The sequence below is a fragment of the Pseudomonas sp. E315 genome (assembly GCF_055406205.1).
This window is the reverse complement of sequence record NZ_JBUZPJ010000005.1, coordinates 67,117-82,815: the sequence shown is the minus strand read 5'-3', so window position 1 is coordinate 82,815 and position 15,699 is coordinate 67,117. Positions and strand designations below refer to the sequence as shown.

General features: G+C 57.2%; 18 protein-coding genes. 8 read left to right on the top strand and 10 right to left on the bottom strand.

Annotated elements, in window-relative coordinates; all coding sequences use genetic code 11:
* The first annotated feature begins 146 nt into the window (after positions 1-146).
* A complete protein-coding gene (locus tag ACZRJQ_RS09280; RefSeq protein ID WP_463978066.1) occupies positions 147-326 on the top strand; it encodes a hypothetical protein in 180 nt (59 codons plus the stop codon).
* Between the two features lie 123 nt (positions 327-449).
* Here the strand turns inward: ACZRJQ_RS09280 and trmB are convergent, their stop codons facing one another.
* The 4 genes from trmB to ACZRJQ_RS09260 all read right to left on the bottom strand — a co-directional run bounded on the left by trmB (position 450) and on the right by ACZRJQ_RS09260 (position 2,682).
* On the bottom strand, positions 450-1,172 hold the full coding sequence (gene trmB / locus ACZRJQ_RS09275; protein ID WP_463978065.1) for a tRNA (guanosine(46)-N7)-methyltransferase TrmB: 723 nt from the start codon (positions 1,170-1,172) through the stop codon (positions 450-452).
* Between the two features lie 9 nt (positions 1,173-1,181).
* Positions 1,182-1,976 carry a thiazole synthase gene (locus ACZRJQ_RS09270; RefSeq protein WP_463978064.1) on the bottom strand — a complete coding sequence of 265 codons (795 nt, stop codon included), beginning with the start codon at positions 1,974-1,976 and terminating at the stop codon, positions 1,182-1,184.
* Positions 1,977-2,029: 53 nt separating this feature from the next.
* Entirely contained in the window at positions 2,030-2,230 is a 201-nt protein-coding gene (thiS, locus tag ACZRJQ_RS09265; RefSeq protein WP_463978063.1) for a sulfur carrier protein ThiS, read from the bottom strand.
* An 80-nt stretch (positions 2,231-2,310) separates the two neighbouring features.
* Positions 2,311-2,682, bottom strand: a complete 372-nt coding sequence (locus ACZRJQ_RS09260) for a DUF423 domain-containing protein (protein ID WP_463978062.1) — start codon at positions 2,680-2,682, stop codon at positions 2,311-2,313.
* Positions 2,683-2,759: 77 nt separating this feature from the next.
* Here ACZRJQ_RS09260 and mtgA point away from each other — a divergent pair, with 77 nt between their 5' ends.
* A complete protein-coding gene (gene mtgA / locus ACZRJQ_RS09255) occupies positions 2,760-3,482 on the top strand; it encodes a monofunctional biosynthetic peptidoglycan transglycosylase (protein WP_463978294.1) in 723 nt (240 codons plus the stop codon).
* 15 nt (positions 3,483-3,497) lie between these two features.
* On the opposite strand, the gene ACZRJQ_RS09250 is transcribed toward mtgA, so the two are convergent.
* On the bottom strand, positions 3,498-4,406 hold the full coding sequence (locus ACZRJQ_RS09250; RefSeq protein WP_463978061.1) for a LysR family transcriptional regulator: 909 nt from the start codon (positions 4,404-4,406) through the stop codon (positions 3,498-3,500).
* A gap of 109 nt (positions 4,407-4,515) precedes the next feature.
* On the opposite strand from ACZRJQ_RS09250, the gene ACZRJQ_RS09245 reads away from it, so the two are divergent.
* The 3 genes from ACZRJQ_RS09245 to ACZRJQ_RS09235 are packed head-to-tail and all read left to right on the top strand — an operon-like array spanning position 4,516 to position 7,068.
* The gene (locus tag ACZRJQ_RS09245; protein WP_463978060.1) at positions 4,516-5,757 is read left to right on the top strand and encodes a D-amino acid dehydrogenase; all 1,242 of its coding nucleotides are present in this window, start codon (positions 4,516-4,518) and stop codon (positions 5,755-5,757) included.
* 30 nt (positions 5,758-5,787) lie between these two features.
* Positions 5,788-6,138, top strand: a complete 351-nt coding sequence (locus ACZRJQ_RS09240) for a RidA family protein (protein ID WP_463978059.1) — start codon at positions 5,788-5,790, stop codon at positions 6,136-6,138.
* 27 nt (positions 6,139-6,165) lie between these two features.
* Positions 6,166-7,068 carry a transporter substrate-binding domain-containing protein gene (locus ACZRJQ_RS09235; protein ID WP_463978058.1) on the top strand — a complete coding sequence of 301 codons (903 nt, stop codon included), beginning with the start codon at positions 6,166-6,168 and terminating at the stop codon, positions 7,066-7,068.
* Positions 7,069-7,079: 11 nt separating this feature from the next.
* Here the strand turns inward: ACZRJQ_RS09235 and ACZRJQ_RS09230 are convergent, their stop codons facing one another.
* Both ACZRJQ_RS09230 and ACZRJQ_RS09225 read right to left on the bottom strand, forming a co-directional pair.
* Positions 7,080-7,799, bottom strand: a complete 720-nt coding sequence (locus ACZRJQ_RS09230) for a 16S rRNA (uracil(1498)-N(3))-methyltransferase (protein ID WP_463978057.1) — start codon at positions 7,797-7,799, stop codon at positions 7,080-7,082.
* 151 nt (positions 7,800-7,950) lie between these two features.
* The gene (locus ACZRJQ_RS09225) at positions 7,951-9,357 is read right to left on the bottom strand and encodes an adenosylmethionine--8-amino-7-oxononanoate transaminase (RefSeq protein WP_463978056.1); all 1,407 of its coding nucleotides are present in this window, start codon (positions 9,355-9,357) and stop codon (positions 7,951-7,953) included.
* Positions 9,358-9,644: 287 nt separating this feature from the next.
* On the opposite strand from ACZRJQ_RS09225, the gene ACZRJQ_RS09220 reads away from it, so the two are divergent.
* Complete coding sequence (locus ACZRJQ_RS09220) at positions 9,645-10,196, top strand: cytochrome b (RefSeq protein WP_463978055.1); 552 nt, start codon at positions 9,645-9,647, stop codon at positions 10,194-10,196.
* Between the two features lie 32 nt (positions 10,197-10,228).
* The gene (locus ACZRJQ_RS09215; RefSeq protein WP_463978054.1) at positions 10,229-10,807 is read left to right on the top strand and encodes a YceI family protein; all 579 of its coding nucleotides are present in this window, start codon (positions 10,229-10,231) and stop codon (positions 10,805-10,807) included.
* Between the two features lie 82 nt (positions 10,808-10,889).
* Here ACZRJQ_RS09215 and ACZRJQ_RS09210 read toward each other — a convergent pair whose 3' ends face one another.
* The 3 genes from ACZRJQ_RS09210 to ACZRJQ_RS09200 all read right to left on the bottom strand — a co-directional run bounded on the left by ACZRJQ_RS09210 (position 10,890) and on the right by ACZRJQ_RS09200 (position 14,686).
* Positions 10,890-12,881, bottom strand: coding sequence for a pyrroloquinoline quinone-dependent dehydrogenase (locus tag ACZRJQ_RS09210; protein WP_463978053.1), 1,992 nt, complete (start codon positions 12,879-12,881; stop codon positions 10,890-10,892).
* Position 12,882: 1 nt separating this feature from the next.
* Positions 12,883-13,254, bottom strand: a complete 372-nt coding sequence (locus ACZRJQ_RS09205; RefSeq protein ID WP_463978052.1) for a hypothetical protein — start codon at positions 13,252-13,254, stop codon at positions 12,883-12,885.
* Between the two features lie 166 nt (positions 13,255-13,420).
* A complete protein-coding gene (locus tag ACZRJQ_RS09200; protein WP_463978051.1) occupies positions 13,421-14,686 on the bottom strand; it encodes a cation:proton antiporter in 1,266 nt (421 codons plus the stop codon).
* Between the two features lie 173 nt (positions 14,687-14,859).
* On the opposite strand from ACZRJQ_RS09200, the gene ACZRJQ_RS09195 reads away from it, so the two are divergent.
* Entirely contained in the window at positions 14,860-15,693 is an 834-nt protein-coding gene (locus ACZRJQ_RS09195) for an EamA family transporter (protein WP_463978050.1), read from the top strand.
* Positions 15,694-15,699 lie beyond the last annotated feature (6 nt).

Here is a 15,699-nt window from a genome sequence, read left to right as displayed (position 1 = left end):
AGATGGTCTTGCGCAAGTCATTGTGCATAAGCAGCCTGCGCAGACTGTCGGCCATCAAGTTCGTTTGTTTATGGCGTTGTACAGAACCGTGTACTTCTGTCATGAAAGTGGCGCAGCTTGAGCGCGCGCGGTAAGAAGGCCGGGTGATGAATGACTTTTCACTGAGTTCTCCATCGCCTATTGAGGCCTATGCCCTGCGACATTGGCGCTGGCGGCAAGTGGTGCAGCTAATGGCTTCAGGCGTCTATCTACTCATTAAAGAAATCCCGTTCATGGTCAATGCACTGGCCATGATTGCAATGGGCTATATCTTTTTTGGCCTATAGCATCTGCACAACACCTCCTTTGAATGTGAAGGGTTGCGCTGTTGTTGGTTGTGGCTGTGCTGTGGTCGTTCACTCTGTGAACAACCGGCCTCAAGCAGGGGAGGCCGGTTACTGAAAAACCGCTTATGCCAGTTTTTCGAACTTCAAGTCCCACACGCCATGCCCAAGACGTTCGCCGCGGCGTTCGAACTTGGTGACCGGGCGCTCAGGAGGACGTGGTACGCACTGGCCATCTTCGGCCAAGTTGCGGTAGCCCGGCGCCACGTTCATGACTTCCAGCATGTATTCGGCGTAGGGTTCCCAGTCGGTGGCCATGTGCAGCACGCCGCCGACTTTGAGCTTGGAGCGCACCAGTTCAGCAAAGGACGCTTGCACGATCCGACGCTTGTGGTGACGGCTCTTGTGCCAAGGGTCCGGGAAGAACAACAGCAGACGATCAAGGCTGTTGTCGGCCACGCAGCGGGTTAGGACTTCGATTGCATCGCAATCGTAAACTCGCAGGTTGGTCAGACCTTGTGTCAGCACGCCATTGAGCAGCGCACCCACACCCGGACGGTGAACCTCAACCCCGATAAAGTCCTGCTCTGGCGATGCAGCCGCCATTTCCAGCAGGGAGTGGCCCATGCCAAAGCCGATTTCCAGTGTTCGCGGCGCAGAACGACCGAACACTTGATCGAAATCGACCGGGGCGTCGGCCAGCGGCAGTACGTACAGCGGCGTGCCTTGATCGAGGCCGCGTTGCTGGCCTTCGGTCATGCGCCCGGCGCGCATCACAAAACTCTTGATGCGGCGGTGTTGGCGGTCGTCGCCTTCTTCCGCGATTGGGGTGTCGAGTGATTCAGTCATCAGTGGCTCTTACTTGATCAGACCATCCAGCGGCGAAGAGGCGCTGGCATAGAGTTTTTTCGGCATGCGTCCGGCCAGATACGCCAGACGGCCCGCCACAATGGCGTGTTTCATGGCTTCAGCCATGATGATTGGATGCTGGGCGTTAGCAATGGCCGAGTTCATCAGCACGGCTTCGCAGCCCATTTCCATGGCGATGCTGGCGTCAGAGGCAGTGCCTACGCCCGCATCCACCAGCACCGGAATTTTTGCTTCTTCAAGAATGATGCGCAGGTTGTAAGGGTTGCAGATGCCCAGCCCCGTACCAATCAGGCCTGCCAGCGGCATAACGGCGATACAGCCCATAGCTTCAAGCTCGCGAGCAATGATCGGGTCATCGCTGGTGTACACCATCACGTCGAAGCCATCTTTGACCAGAACTTCAGCGGCCTTGAGGGTTTCGATCACGTTCGGGAACAGGGTTTTCTGGTCTGCCAGTACTTCCAGCTTGACCAGGTTATGGCCATCCAACAGTTCACGGGCCAGGCGGCAGGTGCGCACGGCTTCTACAGCGTCATAGCAACCGGCTGTGTTCGGCAGGATCGTGTAGCGGTCGGGTGGCAGCACGTCGAGCAGGTTGGGCTCGCCCGGGTTTTGCCCGATGTTGGTGCGGCGCACAGCAACAGTGACGATTTCAGCCCCCGAGGCCTCGATGGCCAGGCGGGTTTCTTCAAGGTCACGATACTTGCCGGTGCCCACCAAAAGGCGCGACTGGTAAGTACGGCCAGCCAGGACAAACGGCTTGTCGCTGCGAACATTGTTCATCGGGAATCCTCTTAAAGTGTGTGCTCAGTGGAGGTGCATCAGGGGGCTAAAAACTAGCCGCCACCGATGGCGTGTACCACTTCGACTTGATCGCCTTCTTTCAAGACTGTCTCGGCGTGCTGGCTGCGCGGAACGATGTCCAGATTCAGCTCAACAGCCACCCGACGGCCCGTCAGTTTTTGGCGTGCCAACAGAGCCGCAACGGTCTCGCCGTCCGGCAGTTCAAAGGATTCACCGTTCAACTGAATGCGCATGCGCGACGCTGCCTTCGTTTTTAGGGGTCAGCATTCTAGCCCGATCAGTCTGGCCGACCCAAGCCATTCATCTTGTGGGCTCAGCTCAAGCGCCAAGCGGCGAGGCCCAGACACAGCCAGCCCGCCAAAAACGCAGCACCACCGATGGGCGTAATGATCCCCAGCTTGCCAATGCCGGTCATGGTCAGCAGGTAAAGACTGCCGGAAAACAGCACAATACCCAGCGCGAAGCAGGCACCTGCCCACGTCACTAATCGGCTTTGCAGCTGCGTGGCAAGCAGGGCGACGCCCAGCAGGGCAAGTGTATGAACCAATTGGTAAGTCACGCCTGTATGAAAAATAGCCAGATACTGCTCGCTTAAGCGACTTTTCAGACCGTGGGCAGCAAAAGCACCCAGGGCAACGCCGGTAAAACCAAAGAAAGCGGCCAACATCAGAAAAACACGCAACATGGGTTACTCCCGTCAGGATCATCGAATGGCGCAGGGTCTGTATAATGGCGCGCTCAACGGGTTCGGCCAAGCCATCTATGCTGCGTTTACTTGTTCACCGCTTTCTAAAAGCCCTGCTCTGGTTCGCAGTGGGCAGCGCGTTGTTAGTGCTGGTCTTTCGCTGGGTACCGCCACCCGGCACTGCGCTGATGGTCGAGCGTAAGGTCGAATCTTGGTTCGATGGCAAGCCCATTGACCTGCAACGCAGCTGGCGTTCATGGGATCAAATCAGCGACGAGTTAAAGGTCGCTGTCATTGCTGGCGAGGATCAAAAGTTCGCCGAGCATTGGGGGTTTGATTTGAGTGCAATCAAGGCCGCCTTTGCCCACAACGAGCGCGGCGGCACCTTGCGAGGCGCCAGCACCCTCAGCCAGCAAGTGTCGAAAAACCTGTTTTTGTGGTCGGGCCGCAGTTGGTTGCGTAAAGGTCTGGAAGCCTGGTTCACCGGGCTGATCGAACTGCTCTGGCCCAAGCAGCGAATTCTTGAGGTGTACCTCAACAGCGCCGAATGGGATGACGGTGTATTTGGTGCCGAAGCAGCAGCCCAGCATCATTTTGGGGTGAGCGCGAAAAACCTTTCGCGCCAGCAGGCCAGCAATTTGGCGGCGGTGCTGCCCAATCCGCGTAGTTGGAGCGCCAGTCGCCCAAGCGCTTATGTGGCCAGTCGTTCGGCATGGATTCGCCAGCAAATGCGTCAGTTGGGCGGCGACAGTTATCTGAACACGCTCAATGATTCGCGAGCAGCGCCTTGGGCGCAATAAGCCAGCTTCAAGCAGCTAGTCAGCCAGTCGTTGCAACTGTTCAGTGGCCCTTTCAGAGAACAGTTGCAACAAGCCTTCCAAGGTGTGCCCCGGCGCTTCGTCCGCTCGGGTCAGCGCGTACAGAGTGATCGGCAGCGCCGGGCTTAGCGGGCGAATCAACGTGGTGGCCCGTGAAGCGCCCAATGCTGTAAACGGATCAATTACCGCCAAACCCGCTCCCGACTCCACCATTGCCCGCGCCAGCGAATAGGTCTGTACGGCGATGCTGATGCGAGGCGGCGGTTCGACGGCCTGCAAGTAGCTGTCGAGCCGGGCAAACAATGGATCGGCACTGCTCAGGCCAATCAACGGCGCATCGGCCAGCTCGTGCAGCGCCAGCGGTACACCTTGGCTTTGATCCGGCCAATACCCTCGCGGCGCCAACGCCACCAACACCCCGTGGGCCAGCGCTTGGGCTTTTAGCCCCGGATGCTCGGGCAGTTTGAAGGTTAGGGCCACATCCAGCTCACGCATCAGCAGGTTCTGCACCAGTTCACGGCTATGGGCGCTGGCCAGTTCGCAGCGGATGTCCGGGTAGCGTTGCGTCCATTCGCTGATGACAGGCGGCAACAATGACAGCGCCAGCGCCGGGGTGCTGCCGATTCGTAGCCGATGCCCCGGCTCGCTACGCAGGCTTTCGGCCAAACGCTGCACGCCTTGCAAACTCTCGGTAACTTTGTCGACTTCACGCTCCAGCAGCAAGGCTTCTGGCGTGGGTTGCAGCTTGCCTCGCACGCGTAAAAACAGCGGGAACCCCAGCCGCAACTCAGCGTGCTGCAAGACCTTGCTCACAGCCGGTTGCGAGACGTGCAATAGCTGCGCAGCCCCACTGACTGAGCCGGTTTGGCGGATAGCCTGAAAGATTTCGATATGTCGCAAGCGCATGGTGGCAGTCCATAACCTTTGTTTATGGGTGGAGCATCTTTATTCATTGTTCGATGCCTGTCACCTGCCCCTAATCTGAAGCCCGTACAACACTGGGCTAAGGACTGACATGGGACAGCGGGTTTGCATCATCGGCGGTGGCGTTATCGGGTTGGCAACCGCGTATGCGCTGGTGCGCGACGGCTTTGACGTGAGCGTGATCGAAGCCCAGCCCACGCTCGGCAGCCAAACCAGTTTCGCCAATGGCGGCCAGCTGTCGTATCGCTACGTGGCACCCTTGGCGGATGCCGGAGTGCCGTGGCAAGCCATGGGCTGGATGCTGCGCGGCGACTCGCCGCTTAAATTGCGCCCCCGCATGGACCCGGCTCAATGGCGCTGGCTGGCTTCGTTTGTTGCCGCCTGCCGAGGCTCGGTCAACCAGCGCAATGGCGCGCATTTACTGCGCTTGGCGCTGCTCAGCCAAGCCACCTTGCAACAATGGCGCGAAGAAGACCCGCTGGGCAATTTTGAGTGGCGCCGAAACGGCAAGTTGGTGGCCTTCCGCAATCAGGCCAATTTCGATAAAGCGCGCAACAACGTTATCCACAGCACATTCCAGCAGGCGCTGTCTGCCAGCGAATGCGCGAGCCTGGAGCCTGGACTGCAAGGGTCGAGTTTTGTCGGCGGCATCTACACTCCCGATGAAGAAGTGGGTGATTGCCATGCTTTTTGCCAGCAATTACTCACCCGCTTGCAGGCGTCGGGTCGATGCCAATTTTTACTGGGCAAAACCGTCACTCGCATCCAGCACAACAACGGTGCCGTTCACGCCGTAGAAATGGGCAGCGAGGTATTGCCAGTCGATCAACTGGTGCTGGCAGCCGGGCATAACAGCCCAGCCCTGAACCTGCCTGGATTGAAGCTGCCGCTGTATCCGCTCAAGGGTTATAGCCTGACGCTAGCGCTGAACGATCCGCAAAAAGCGCCGCAGGTCAGTATCACCGACTACGACCGAAAAATCGTTTACGCCCGTATTGGCGAGCAACTGCGCATTGCGGCGATGGTCGACATCGTGGGTTTCGACCCTTCGCTTGACCCAAAACGCTTGGCCCAAATGCGCGAATTGGCCCAAAGCACCTTTCCTGACGCCGGTGATTATCAGCACGCAACCGAGTGGGCTGGCATGCGCCCTGCAACACCCAGTGGTGTGCCGATTCTGGGTGCCAGCGGCTACCGCAATTTGTGGCTCAACCTAGGGCATGGTGCGCTGGGCTTTACCCTCGCGTGTGGCAGCGGGCGCTTGTTAAGCGAGCTGATTGCACACCGTAAAACGTCTATCGACATGCAAGGCCTGGCGCCACATGCCGCCTGAGCCATCACCCCAACCAAAAGGAAATGCCCGATGACGATTCACCGCATTAACAGCAATGACCGTTTAAGCGCCGCTGCAACGTTTGAGGCGTTGGTGTTTCTGTCCGGGCAAGTTCCTACACAAAGCGTGGACGTAGCTGGCCAAACTCAGGAGGTTCTCGGCAAGATCGACGCCTTATTGGCCGAAACACACAGCGATAAAGACCACATACTGAACGCCACCATTTACCTGCAAAACATTGAGCGCGACTTTGCTGCCATGAACGCGGTGTGGTCGGCGTGGCTATCGGCAGGCAAAGCCCCCACTCGCACCACGCTGCAAGCCCACTTGGCACGCCCTGAAGTGTTGGTGGAAATCAGTGTGATCGCTGTTCGTCGCTAAATCAGCTTGAAACCGGAGAATAAGAAGATGAAAAAACTCACGTTGATCAGTTGCACCTTGGGCCTGTTACTTAGCCATTCATTGCACGCCAATGAAGCTCCATTACAGGGCACGCTAAAGAAAATCGCCGACTCGGGAACCATTACGCTCGGGTATCGTGATGCGTCGGTGCCGTTTTCGTATGTGGGCGACAACAGCGGCAAGCCGATGGGGTATTCGGTGGATTTGGCGAACAACATCGTCGAACGTATTCAGCAGCAAGTGGGTAACAAGCCGTTGAAGGTCAAATACAACCTGGTGACTTCGCAAACCCGCATCCCGTTGGTGCAAAACGGCACCGTCGACCTTGAGTGCGGCTCGACCGGGGTGACGGCTGAGCGACAAAAACAGGTGGCGTTTTCTTATGGGTTTATTTACGTCAAAGGTCAGTTGCTGACCGCCAAAGACAGCGGCATCAAAGGCTTTGATGACCTGCGCGATAAAAACGTCGTGACCACGGCCGGCACCACCAACGAGCGCTTTATTAAGAGCTACAGCGCTGACCACAAAATGGGCATGAACGTCATCAGCGCCAAAGACCACGGCGAGGCCTTCAAAATGTTGGAGACGGGCCGTGCCGTCGCTTTTTACATGGACGACGCGCTGCTCTATGGCGAGCGCGCCAAAGCGCGTGACCCACACAAGTGGGTCGTGGTGGGCGACGAGCAGTCGCGTGAAATCTACAGCTGCATGGTGCGTAAAGATGATCCGCAACTGTTGGCGGTGGTAAACCAGGCGCTGGCTGACTTGTATAAATCCGGGGAAATTACCGGCATCTACCAGCGCTGGTTTGAACAACCGATCCCGCCCAACGGGCTTAATTTGGAGTTCCCGATGACCGCCGAGTTAAAGCAGATCATCGCCAAACCTGTGAGCGACCCGGTGGAGTAAGGCCCCCGGCGTCAGAAATCGCCCCACAGTTGCTGAGCCACTGCTAAAGCCACGACGGGGGCGGTTTCGGTACGCAACACACGCGGGCCCAAGCGCGCAGGTTGATAGCCGGCCGCTTGGGCTTGTTCGATTTCGTTGTCGGTGAGACCGCCTTCCGGGCCAATCAAAAAGGCTAACCGTGCAGGTTTGGCATGGCTGGCCAGCGGTTCCGAAACAGGGTGCAGCACCAGTTTTAAATCAGCCTGTGTGGTTTTAATCCACTCGCTGAGCAGTACCGGCGGGTGAATTACCGGCACTCGCGAGCGACCGCATTGTTCGCACGCGCTAATTGCCACTTGTCGCCAGTGCGCCAGTCGCTTGTCGGCGCGTTCGTCCTTAAGCCGCACTTCACAGCGCTCACTCATGATCGGTGTGATTTCGGTGACACCTAATTCAGTGGCTTTTTGAATTGCCCAGTCCATGCGCTCACCACGTGACAAACCCTGCCCCAAGTGGATGGCCAGCGGCGACTCGACTTGCCCGGCGAAGGTTTCGTCCAGCAACACGCGAACCCGTTTTTTGCCGACTTCCAGCAAGCGTCCCAGAAACTCGTGGCCCGAGCCGTCAAACACTTGCAGGGCGTCGCCCTCGGCCATGCGCAGCACGCGACCAATGTAATGCGCCTGAGCTTCAGGTAATTCGTGTTCACCGAGGCTCAAAGGGGCATCGATAAAGAAGCGGGACAATCTCATTTAAATTCTCTGGAAATAGTTTTTCTGTGTGGCCGAAGCACCCAACGCTGTAGTCGCTGGCGTAGGCTGCGATTGGATCGCAGGAATTACAAGTAACGAGCGGCTACTTAGCCTTTCGCAGCCTGCGGCAGCGACGACAGACACGGACGATTTAACCCGGGTCGCGGAAGTCTGGGTGGAAGTTCGAGGGCACGGCCACGCTGATGTCATTGCGCGTCGCAATGTCGATGCCTTCGCTGGCCACTTCGGCCAAAAAGTCGATCTGCTCCGGGGTAATCACGTAAGGCGGCAAGAAGTACACCACGCTGCCCAACGGACGCAACAAGGCGCCGCGTTCCAATGCGTGCTGGAAGACTTTCAAACCGCGTCGTTCCTGCCACGGATAAGCTGTTTTGCTGGCCTTGTCCTGAACCATTTCTATGGCCAGCACCATACCGGTCTGACGCACTTCCGAGACGTGCGGGTGGTCTGCCAGATGCGCGGTCGAGCTGGCCATGCGTTGCGCCAACGCTTTGTTGTTCTCGATCACGTTGTCTTGTTCAAAAATGTCCAGCGTGGCTAAAGCGGCCGCGCAGGCCAGCGGGTTGCCGGTGTAGCTATGCGAATGCAGGAAAGCACGCAGCGTTGGGTAGTCGTCGTAGAACGCGCTGTACACCTCGTCAGTGGTGATGCAAGCGGCCAACGGCAAATAGCCGCCGGTCAGAGCTTTGGACAAGCACAGGAAGTCCGGTGTGATGCCCGCCTGTTCGCACGCAAACATGGTGCCGGTGCGCCCAAAGCCCACGGCAATTTCATCGAGGATCAGGTGTACGCCGTAACGGTCGCAGGCTTCACGCAGGAGCGTGAGGTACACCGGGTGATACATGCGCATGCCGCCTGCGCCCTGAATCAGCGGCTCAACAATCACGGCCGCCACGGTGTCGTGGTGTTCGGCCAGCGTTTGCTCCATGACCATAAACATGTTGCGCGAGTGTTCTTCCCAGCTCATGCCTTGCGGGCGCAGGTAGCAATCGGGGCTCGGCACTTTGAGGGTGTCGAGCAGCAACGCCTTGTAAGTCTCGGTAAATAGCGGCACATCGCCCACCGACATCGCGGCCATCGTTTCGCCGTGGTAGCTGTTGGTCAGGGTTACGAAGCGCTTTTTGTTCGGCTGGTCACGGTTGAGCCAGTAGTGAAAGCTCATCTTCAGTGAGACTTCGATGCACGACGAACCGTTGTCGGCATAGAAGCAACGGGTCAGGCCTTCGGGCGTCATTTTGACCAAACGCTCGGACAGCTCGATCACGGGCTGATGGCTGAAGCCCGCCAGAATTACGTGCTCCAGTTGATCGACCTGATCTTTGATGCGCTGGTTGATACGTGGGTTGGCGTGGCCAAACACATTGACCCACCAAGAACTCACGGCATCCAGGTAGCGCTTGCCTTCAAAGTCTTCCAACCACACGCCTTCACCGCGCTTGATCGGGATAAGTGGCAGTTGCTCGTGATCTTTCATTTGGGTGCAGGGGTGCCATAACACGGCAAGGTCGCGCTGCATCCACTGATTATTCAGGCCCATTCTCACTCTCCTGGCGCTGGCTCCCGGCGTGTGCGGGCAAACAATGGCGCAAGCCTATGCAATGCACGGGCGCGTAACAACCCATTACGTTTATCCAGGCTGGCAGACCTTGAAATTTGGCCCGCAGATTGCCATCTAACGGCACCCAGAGGCATCGTTAACGTTTGCTTAATGATCGCCTTTCAGGCTACAGATCGTATTTATCGATACCTTGTAGCGAAAAAATGCGCTTTCATTCGATAGGTAAACCATTAGTCTTAGGCCCAAGTTCCCACAGGATGTAGGTAATGCAGCTACGTAACTCTTCTACTCGCTACGGTGCCGTCAGTATCTTTTTGCACTGGTTTGTTGCGCTGGCGGTGTTTGGATTGTTCGCGCTGGGCTTATGGATGGTCGGTCTCGACTATTACAGCCCTTGGCGCAAAGACGCGCCCGACCTGCATAAGAGCATTGGTCTGACGCTACTGGCACTCATGGTCGTACGCGTTGTGTGGCGCTGGATCAGCCCGGCACCTCCGGCTTTGGACAGCTATAGTCGTGCGACGCGCATTGGCGCCAAGCTCGGTCATGGTTTTTTGTATCTGAGTTTGTTTGCAGTAATGATTGCCGGCTACCTGATTTCCACCGCTGAAGGCGTGGGTATCCCGGTTTTTGGCCTGTTTGAAGTACCGGCACTGATTTCCAACTTGCCCGATCAAGCCGATGTGGCCGGTGTCGTGCATTTGTATCTGGCATGGGCCGTGGTGATTTTTGCCGGTTTGCACGGTCTAGTCGCTTTGAAACACCATTTTATTGATCGTGATGCGACCTTGGTTCGAATGCTGGGGCGCAAAGCCTGATGCTCAACCTCAACTCAAAAGGAATAGAACGTATGTTGAAAAAGACGCTCGCCGCTTTAGCACTGGGTACAGCACTGTTGTCTGCCGGTCAGGCGATGGCTGCTGACTACACCATCGACAAAGAAGGCCAGCACGCCTTTGTTGACTGGAAAATCAGCCACCTGGGTTACAGCTTCATTCACGGTACTTTCAAGGACTGGCAGGGCACTTTCTCGTGGGATGCCGCCAAGCCTGCTGACAGCAAAATTGACGTCACGTTGAAAACCGCCAGCCTGTTTTCTAACCATGCTGAACGTGACAAGCATATCGCCGGCAAAGACTTCCTGGACGTAGCCAAGTACCCGGAAGCGACCTTCAAGTCGACCAAAGTTGTGCCTACTGGCGAAAAAACAGCTGACGTAACCGGTGACTTGACCCTGCACGGCGTGACTAAGCCTGTCACGTTCAAAGCGACGTTCAACGGCGAAGGCAAGGACCCGTGGGGCGGCGAGCGCGCTGGCTTCAACGCGACCACCACACTGAACCTGAACGACTTCGGCATCAAAGGCCCAGGCCCAACGTCTCAGACCTTGGACCTGGACATCACGCTGGAAGGTGTGAAGGTCAAGTAATAGCGCTTTCATACGGCTAAAAAAAACGCCCCGGGCCTTATGGCTCGGGGCGTTTTTGTGAGTGCGCCAATGGCGGGCTCTTTTACTTAGGCAAGGCGTAAACCACTACTTGATCGCCGACCTGATCTTTCATGATTGAGTTACCGCCTGCAACAAATGCCACGTATTGACGGCCTTTGTACTCATACACGGCGGGGTTTGCGACGGCGGGGGCCATGACGATGTCTGACCACAGCTCTTTGCCGTCCTCAAGGGCGTAGGCACGAACCTTGGCATCCATCGACGCGCCAATGAACACCACGCCACCTGCGGTCACCGCAGGCCCACCAATGGTCGGCGAGCCCATGTCTTCAGGCATGTACCAGCCCCACTGCTGAACCGCACCCATCGGGCGGCGCCATTTCACGTCACCGGTGTGCATGTCGATTGCCACCAGTTCACCAAACGGCGGCGCCCAGCACGGCATGCCGGCCCAGTTCTGTGCGTTCAGCAGTGACATGCCGTAAGGCGCACCGATCTGCGGGTAAAAGCCGTTTTCGTTGCCTGAATCTTTGGGCTGTTTGTCGTATGAGACGCGGTCCCACAGCTTGATCATCTGCACGATGTGCGAAGTGTTGACGATGGCGACCTGGCTGACCGGGTCGAATGCAACGCCGCCCCATTGCACGCCGCCGGCACTGTCAGGGTAGGCCAGTACGCCATTGCCTTTGGTGCTGGGTGGCGAGTACATGCCGTTGTATTCCAGGCCGTCCCACATTTTGGTGCACTGACCGAAGCCGACGATATCTGCGATTTTCCAGATGGCCGGTTTTTTGGATTGATCCATCAGCGGTGCAGGTTTAGTCGGGAAGGGTTGGGTGGGCGAATAGACTTCGCCTGCTGCATCTCCTTTAGGCACTGGGCGTTCTTCGATGGGCCAGACGTCTTCCCCGGTGCGCCGGTCAACGGTGAACAAAAAGCCCATTTTGGTGGCCTGCACCAGCGCGGCAACGGGTTTGCCATCGACTGTAATGTCCATCAGGGTTGGCGCAGAGTTGATGTCGTAGTCCCAAATGTCGTGGTGAACCCACTGACGAGACCACACAACTTTGCCCGTGTTGATGTCCAGTGCAGTGGTCGATGTGCCGAGTGGGATGGGTTTGGCCCGGTTGCCGCCCCAGTAGTTAGGCGATGGCGAGGACACGGGGATATACAGCAGGCCGAGCGCCGGGTCGTAGGACATGGCCGTCCAGATGTTGGCAGTACCGGTTTTGCCTGCTTCTTCGTCCGGGATCGGCTTGAACTCCCATTCCAGCTCGCCGGTACGGGCATTCAGGGCAAACAGTGAGCCGGGCGACTCAACTTCATACTCCCAGTCTTTACCGGCCCAACCGACGATCAGCTTGTCACCGATGACGGTGGGAGGTTGCAACTGCGACAGAGGCCACTTCGCGTTGACTGTGTTCCATTGGTTGACGTCCACCACACCGTTTTTGCCGAAGCCTTCGCATGGCTTGCCGGTGTCAGCATCTACCGCATACAGCTGCGCGGTCATGTTGCCCAAATACACCATCTTTTGGCAGGCAACACCCGACTGAGGTGTTTTTTCCTGCCAGTAGGCTACGCCGCGTGACTTCAGCGCGGGTTGGGTTTCGGCCACTAGCGGCGATTTGGTGTCATAGGTCCACTTCTCTTTACCGGTTTCGGGCTCAAGGGCGATGATTCGGTAAAAAGGTGTGCCGACGTACAGCGTGTCGTTGGCAAAAATAGGGGTGGCAGACCACACCGAAGGTGGGATTTTGCCGGTGCCGGTGGACATGTCGCCGGTAAAGTATTCCCAGACTTTGGTCAGTTTGCCGACGTTGTCTTTATTGATCTGGTTAAGCGGTGAGTACTTTTGCGCGCTCAATTGGCCGTGAAAGCTGTCCCACTCTTTGCCAGTGGGGATAGGCAGCTTGGCGTTTTCAGCGGACACATTAGAAGGTGCCAGTAAGGGCGGCGGTACGGTGTAGGAGGTCTCTGCCTGAGCCGTTGAAATACCCGCGAGTATGCACAGAGCGGGTGCGCTCAAGAGGTGTTTGTTAAGTCCTTTCATATCACGCGCTCCTGGTTGGCTTAGCGCCAAAGGTTTCGATCAGGACACCGACTGCGCCCACCACCAATACAGCTGCGGTTAACCAGCCATGCAGGAACAGTGCAGCGACGAACGTCCCGACAATACCGACCCAACTCAAGAACAAAACAAAGCTTCGCAGCCCGCCTGCCTCATGTTTGAGCAGCAATACGCCCAATACAAACATCACCAGCTCGGCAAACATCGCCGTCATCGCTCCGCCGGAGCCGTTAATGCCTGACAGCGGCGTGAAAAATCGCCAGGCGGTGATCGCTAAAGCAATCAGCGCCGCGGCAATCAGAAGGTAGGCACCCAAATGGCGCCTGGGTGGTGCATAGCCAGCAGAAGTACTCATCCCTTTCTCCTTTGCGTTTCATGCTTTCAGGCATTAGGTAGAGGAGTGTAGACAAGCTTGAGGGAAACACCGGAGAGGGATGCCAAACCCCGCGGGAGCTGCCGAAGGCTGCGATCGTTTAAAAAGACCGCAGCCTGCGCAGCTCTCACGGGATTGGATTCAGCGATTAATGCGCGTGCTCGGTCTCAGCCTGTGCGGGCGCATCTTTGGTGACATGCTTGACCAGTTTGCCGATGGTCAAACCCTGGAACAGGATCGACGACAACACCACGATGTACGTGATGCTCAGGATCAGGTCGCGTTCCGGGCCCAATGGCAAGGCCAGCGCCAGTGCCACTGAAACCCCGCCACGCAGGCCGCCCCACGTCAAAATGCGGATGGTGCCACGCGGCACTGCGCGCCAGCGGCGCAGCAACACAATGGCCGGGGCCACGGTCAGCAAACGCGAGAGCAAAATGGCCACTGCCAAAGCACTGGCCGCCAACAAGTGCAGCCACGAGAACGGCAACAGCAGCAGCTCCATGCCGATCAGCGCAAACAGCAACGCATTGAGCATGTCATCGAGCAGCTCCCAAAAGCCGTCCATGTAGCGACGGGTCATCTCGTTCATGGCTTTGTTGCGGCCCAGATTGCCGATGATCAGACCCGCGACCACCATCGCAATCGGCGCTGATACATGCAGCTCACTGGCCATAGCCGAGCCGCCAATCACCAGCGCGAGCGTCAGCATGACTTCGATTTGATATTGCTCGATGCTTTTGATCATTCGGTACACCAAATAACCAATCACACCACCAAACACCACGCCGCCTATGGCTTCGTGGGCAAACAGCATCGCGGTAGCGCCGACACTTGGGGTTTCGCCCAGTTGCACAATGCCCAGCAACACGGTGAACACCACAACCGCAGTGCCGTCGTTGAACAGAGACTCGCCCACGATGGTGGTTTTAAGTGGTTTGGAGGCGTTAGCAGTACGCAACACACCCAGTACGGCAATCGGGTCGGTGGGCGAAATCAGTGCACCAAACAGCAGGCAATACAAAAAGCTGATGTGCCAGCCGAACAGGCCGAAAATCCAGTAGGCCAAGCTGCCGATCACGGTGGTGGCGATCAGTACGCCCACTGTGGCTAGCAGCCCAATCGGCCACCGGTAGCTGCGTACATCGTTGAAGTTCACGTGCAAAGCACCGGCAAACAGCAAAAACGACAGCATCCAGTTCATCAGCAGATCGCCGAAATCGATCTGGCCGATCAGCTCTTGCACACGCTCTTCAAGCCCCGGATAACCGAGAAAGCTCAAGCCTTGCAACAGCAGAGAAAACATAAGGGCAGTGACCATCACGCCAATGGTGGGCGGCAGGCCAATAAAGCGGAAATTCACGTAGGTCAGCAGTGAAGTCAGGCAGATAAACGCAGCAACAAGCTCAAGCATCCGAGTTCCTGTGGTGGCGAGAGTGGGTGGGAGTCCGATCAGCTCGGGTTTATTTGATGCAAAAGACGCCGCTGGCGACACATAACAAGGCGTGGTTTGCTCGCCAGCGCGCCCATGCAGGCGGCGCTTTGCAGTATAAACACCCGTTGATTTATAAAAATAAGGAGCAAGGAGTGCTAGCAACGGCGTTGGTGTTGGTCGCGGCAGTGTTGCACGCGGTCTGGAATACCCTGATCAAGTTCAGTGGTGAGCGGTTGCTGGTGATTGCCTGTATGGACACGGTCGCACTGCTGGTAGTGGCTGCCCTGGTGGGGTTTGTGTCGTTTCCGCCGCTGGAAATCTGGCCGTGGATAGCGGCATCAGCCTTGTTTGAGTTGCTCTATCGCGTGCTGCTGATACGGGCGTATCGGGTGGGGGATCTGGGGCTGGTTTACCCGCTGATGCGGGGCCTCTCACCGCTGGTAGTGCTGGCATTGACCCTGATATTCGCCGGGGAGGTTCTCTCAGGCCAACAGATCATCGGCATTCTGTTGATCCCCTGTGGCATGGCATGTTTGCTGTGGCAGGGCGGAGGTGGTGATCGTTTGCCGTGGTCTATGTTGCCGGTTGTCGCGCTGATTGGCCTTTGCATTGGTTGCTACACCTTTTTGGACGGTCAGGCTCTGCGGCGCTGGCCGCATCCGTTGGACTACCTGGTGTGGCTCACTCTGATCAGTGCTTGGCCCTTCCCGCTGTTGGCGATCACGCGTCGGCGTGCTGCATTTACATTGTTTTGGCGTACGCAGTGGCGCTTGGGGTTGGCCGTTGGCGTGTGCGTGCTGGCCAGTTATGCGTTGGTGCTGTGGGCGATGCAGTTGGGTTCGATTGCCGAAGCGGCCGCGTTGCGTGAAGTTAGCGTGATTTTGGTGGTGCTGTTTGGTATGCGTTACCTCAAAGAACCTTTCGGTGGTCCGAGGCTCTTAGCCTGTGGGCTGGTGCTGATCGGCATGCTCGTGATGAAACTCTAAAAAAGG

Excerpts from the sequence above, each read along its gene's own strand:
- ACZRJQ_RS09245 (WP_463978060.1), top strand. The coding sequence starts at position 4,516 with ATGGGACAGCGGGTTTGCATCATCGGCGGTGGCGTTATCGGGTTGGCA.
- ACZRJQ_RS09200 (WP_463978051.1), bottom strand. The coding sequence starts at position 14,686 with ATGCTTGAGCTTGTTGCTGCGTTTATCTGCCTGACTTCACTGCTGACC.
- ACZRJQ_RS09205 (WP_463978052.1), bottom strand. The coding sequence starts at position 13,254 with ATGAGTACTTCTGCTGGCTATGCACCACCCAGGCGCCATTTGGGTGCC.
- ACZRJQ_RS09250 (WP_463978061.1), bottom strand. The coding sequence starts at position 4,406 with ATGCGCTTGCGACATATCGAAATCTTTCAGGCTATCCGCCAAACCGGC.
- thiS (WP_463978063.1), bottom strand. The coding sequence starts at position 2,230 with ATGCGCATTCAGTTGAACGGTGAATCCTTTGAACTGCCGGACGGCGAG.
- ACZRJQ_RS09210 (WP_463978053.1), bottom strand. The coding sequence starts at position 12,881 with ATGAAAGGACTTAACAAACACCTCTTGAGCGCACCCGCTCTGTGCATA.
- ACZRJQ_RS09225 (WP_463978056.1), bottom strand. The coding sequence starts at position 9,357 with ATGGGCCTGAATAATCAGTGGATGCAGCGCGACCTTGCCGTGTTATGG.
- ACZRJQ_RS09230 (WP_463978057.1), bottom strand. The coding sequence starts at position 7,799 with ATGAGATTGTCCCGCTTCTTTATCGATGCCCCTTTGAGCCTCGGTGAA.
- ACZRJQ_RS09270 (WP_463978064.1), bottom strand. The coding sequence starts at position 1,976 with ATGAACAATGTTCGCAGCGACAAGCCGTTTGTCCTGGCTGGCCGTACT.
- ACZRJQ_RS09240 (WP_463978059.1), top strand. The coding sequence starts at position 5,788 with ATGACGATTCACCGCATTAACAGCAATGACCGTTTAAGCGCCGCTGCA.
- ACZRJQ_RS09215 (WP_463978054.1), top strand. The coding sequence starts at position 10,229 with ATGTTGAAAAAGACGCTCGCCGCTTTAGCACTGGGTACAGCACTGTTG.
- ACZRJQ_RS09280 (WP_463978066.1), top strand. The coding sequence starts at position 147 with ATGAATGACTTTTCACTGAGTTCTCCATCGCCTATTGAGGCCTATGCC.
- ACZRJQ_RS09235 (WP_463978058.1), top strand. The coding sequence starts at position 6,166 with ATGAAAAAACTCACGTTGATCAGTTGCACCTTGGGCCTGTTACTTAGC.
- ACZRJQ_RS09220 (WP_463978055.1), top strand. The coding sequence starts at position 9,645 with ATGCAGCTACGTAACTCTTCTACTCGCTACGGTGCCGTCAGTATCTTT.
- mtgA (WP_463978294.1), top strand. The coding sequence starts at position 2,760 with ATGCTGCGTTTACTTGTTCACCGCTTTCTAAAAGCCCTGCTCTGGTTC.
- ACZRJQ_RS09260 (WP_463978062.1), bottom strand. The coding sequence starts at position 2,682 with ATGTTGCGTGTTTTTCTGATGTTGGCCGCTTTCTTTGGTTTTACCGGC.
- trmB (WP_463978065.1), bottom strand. The coding sequence starts at position 1,172 with ATGACTGAATCACTCGACACCCCAATCGCGGAAGAAGGCGACGACCGC.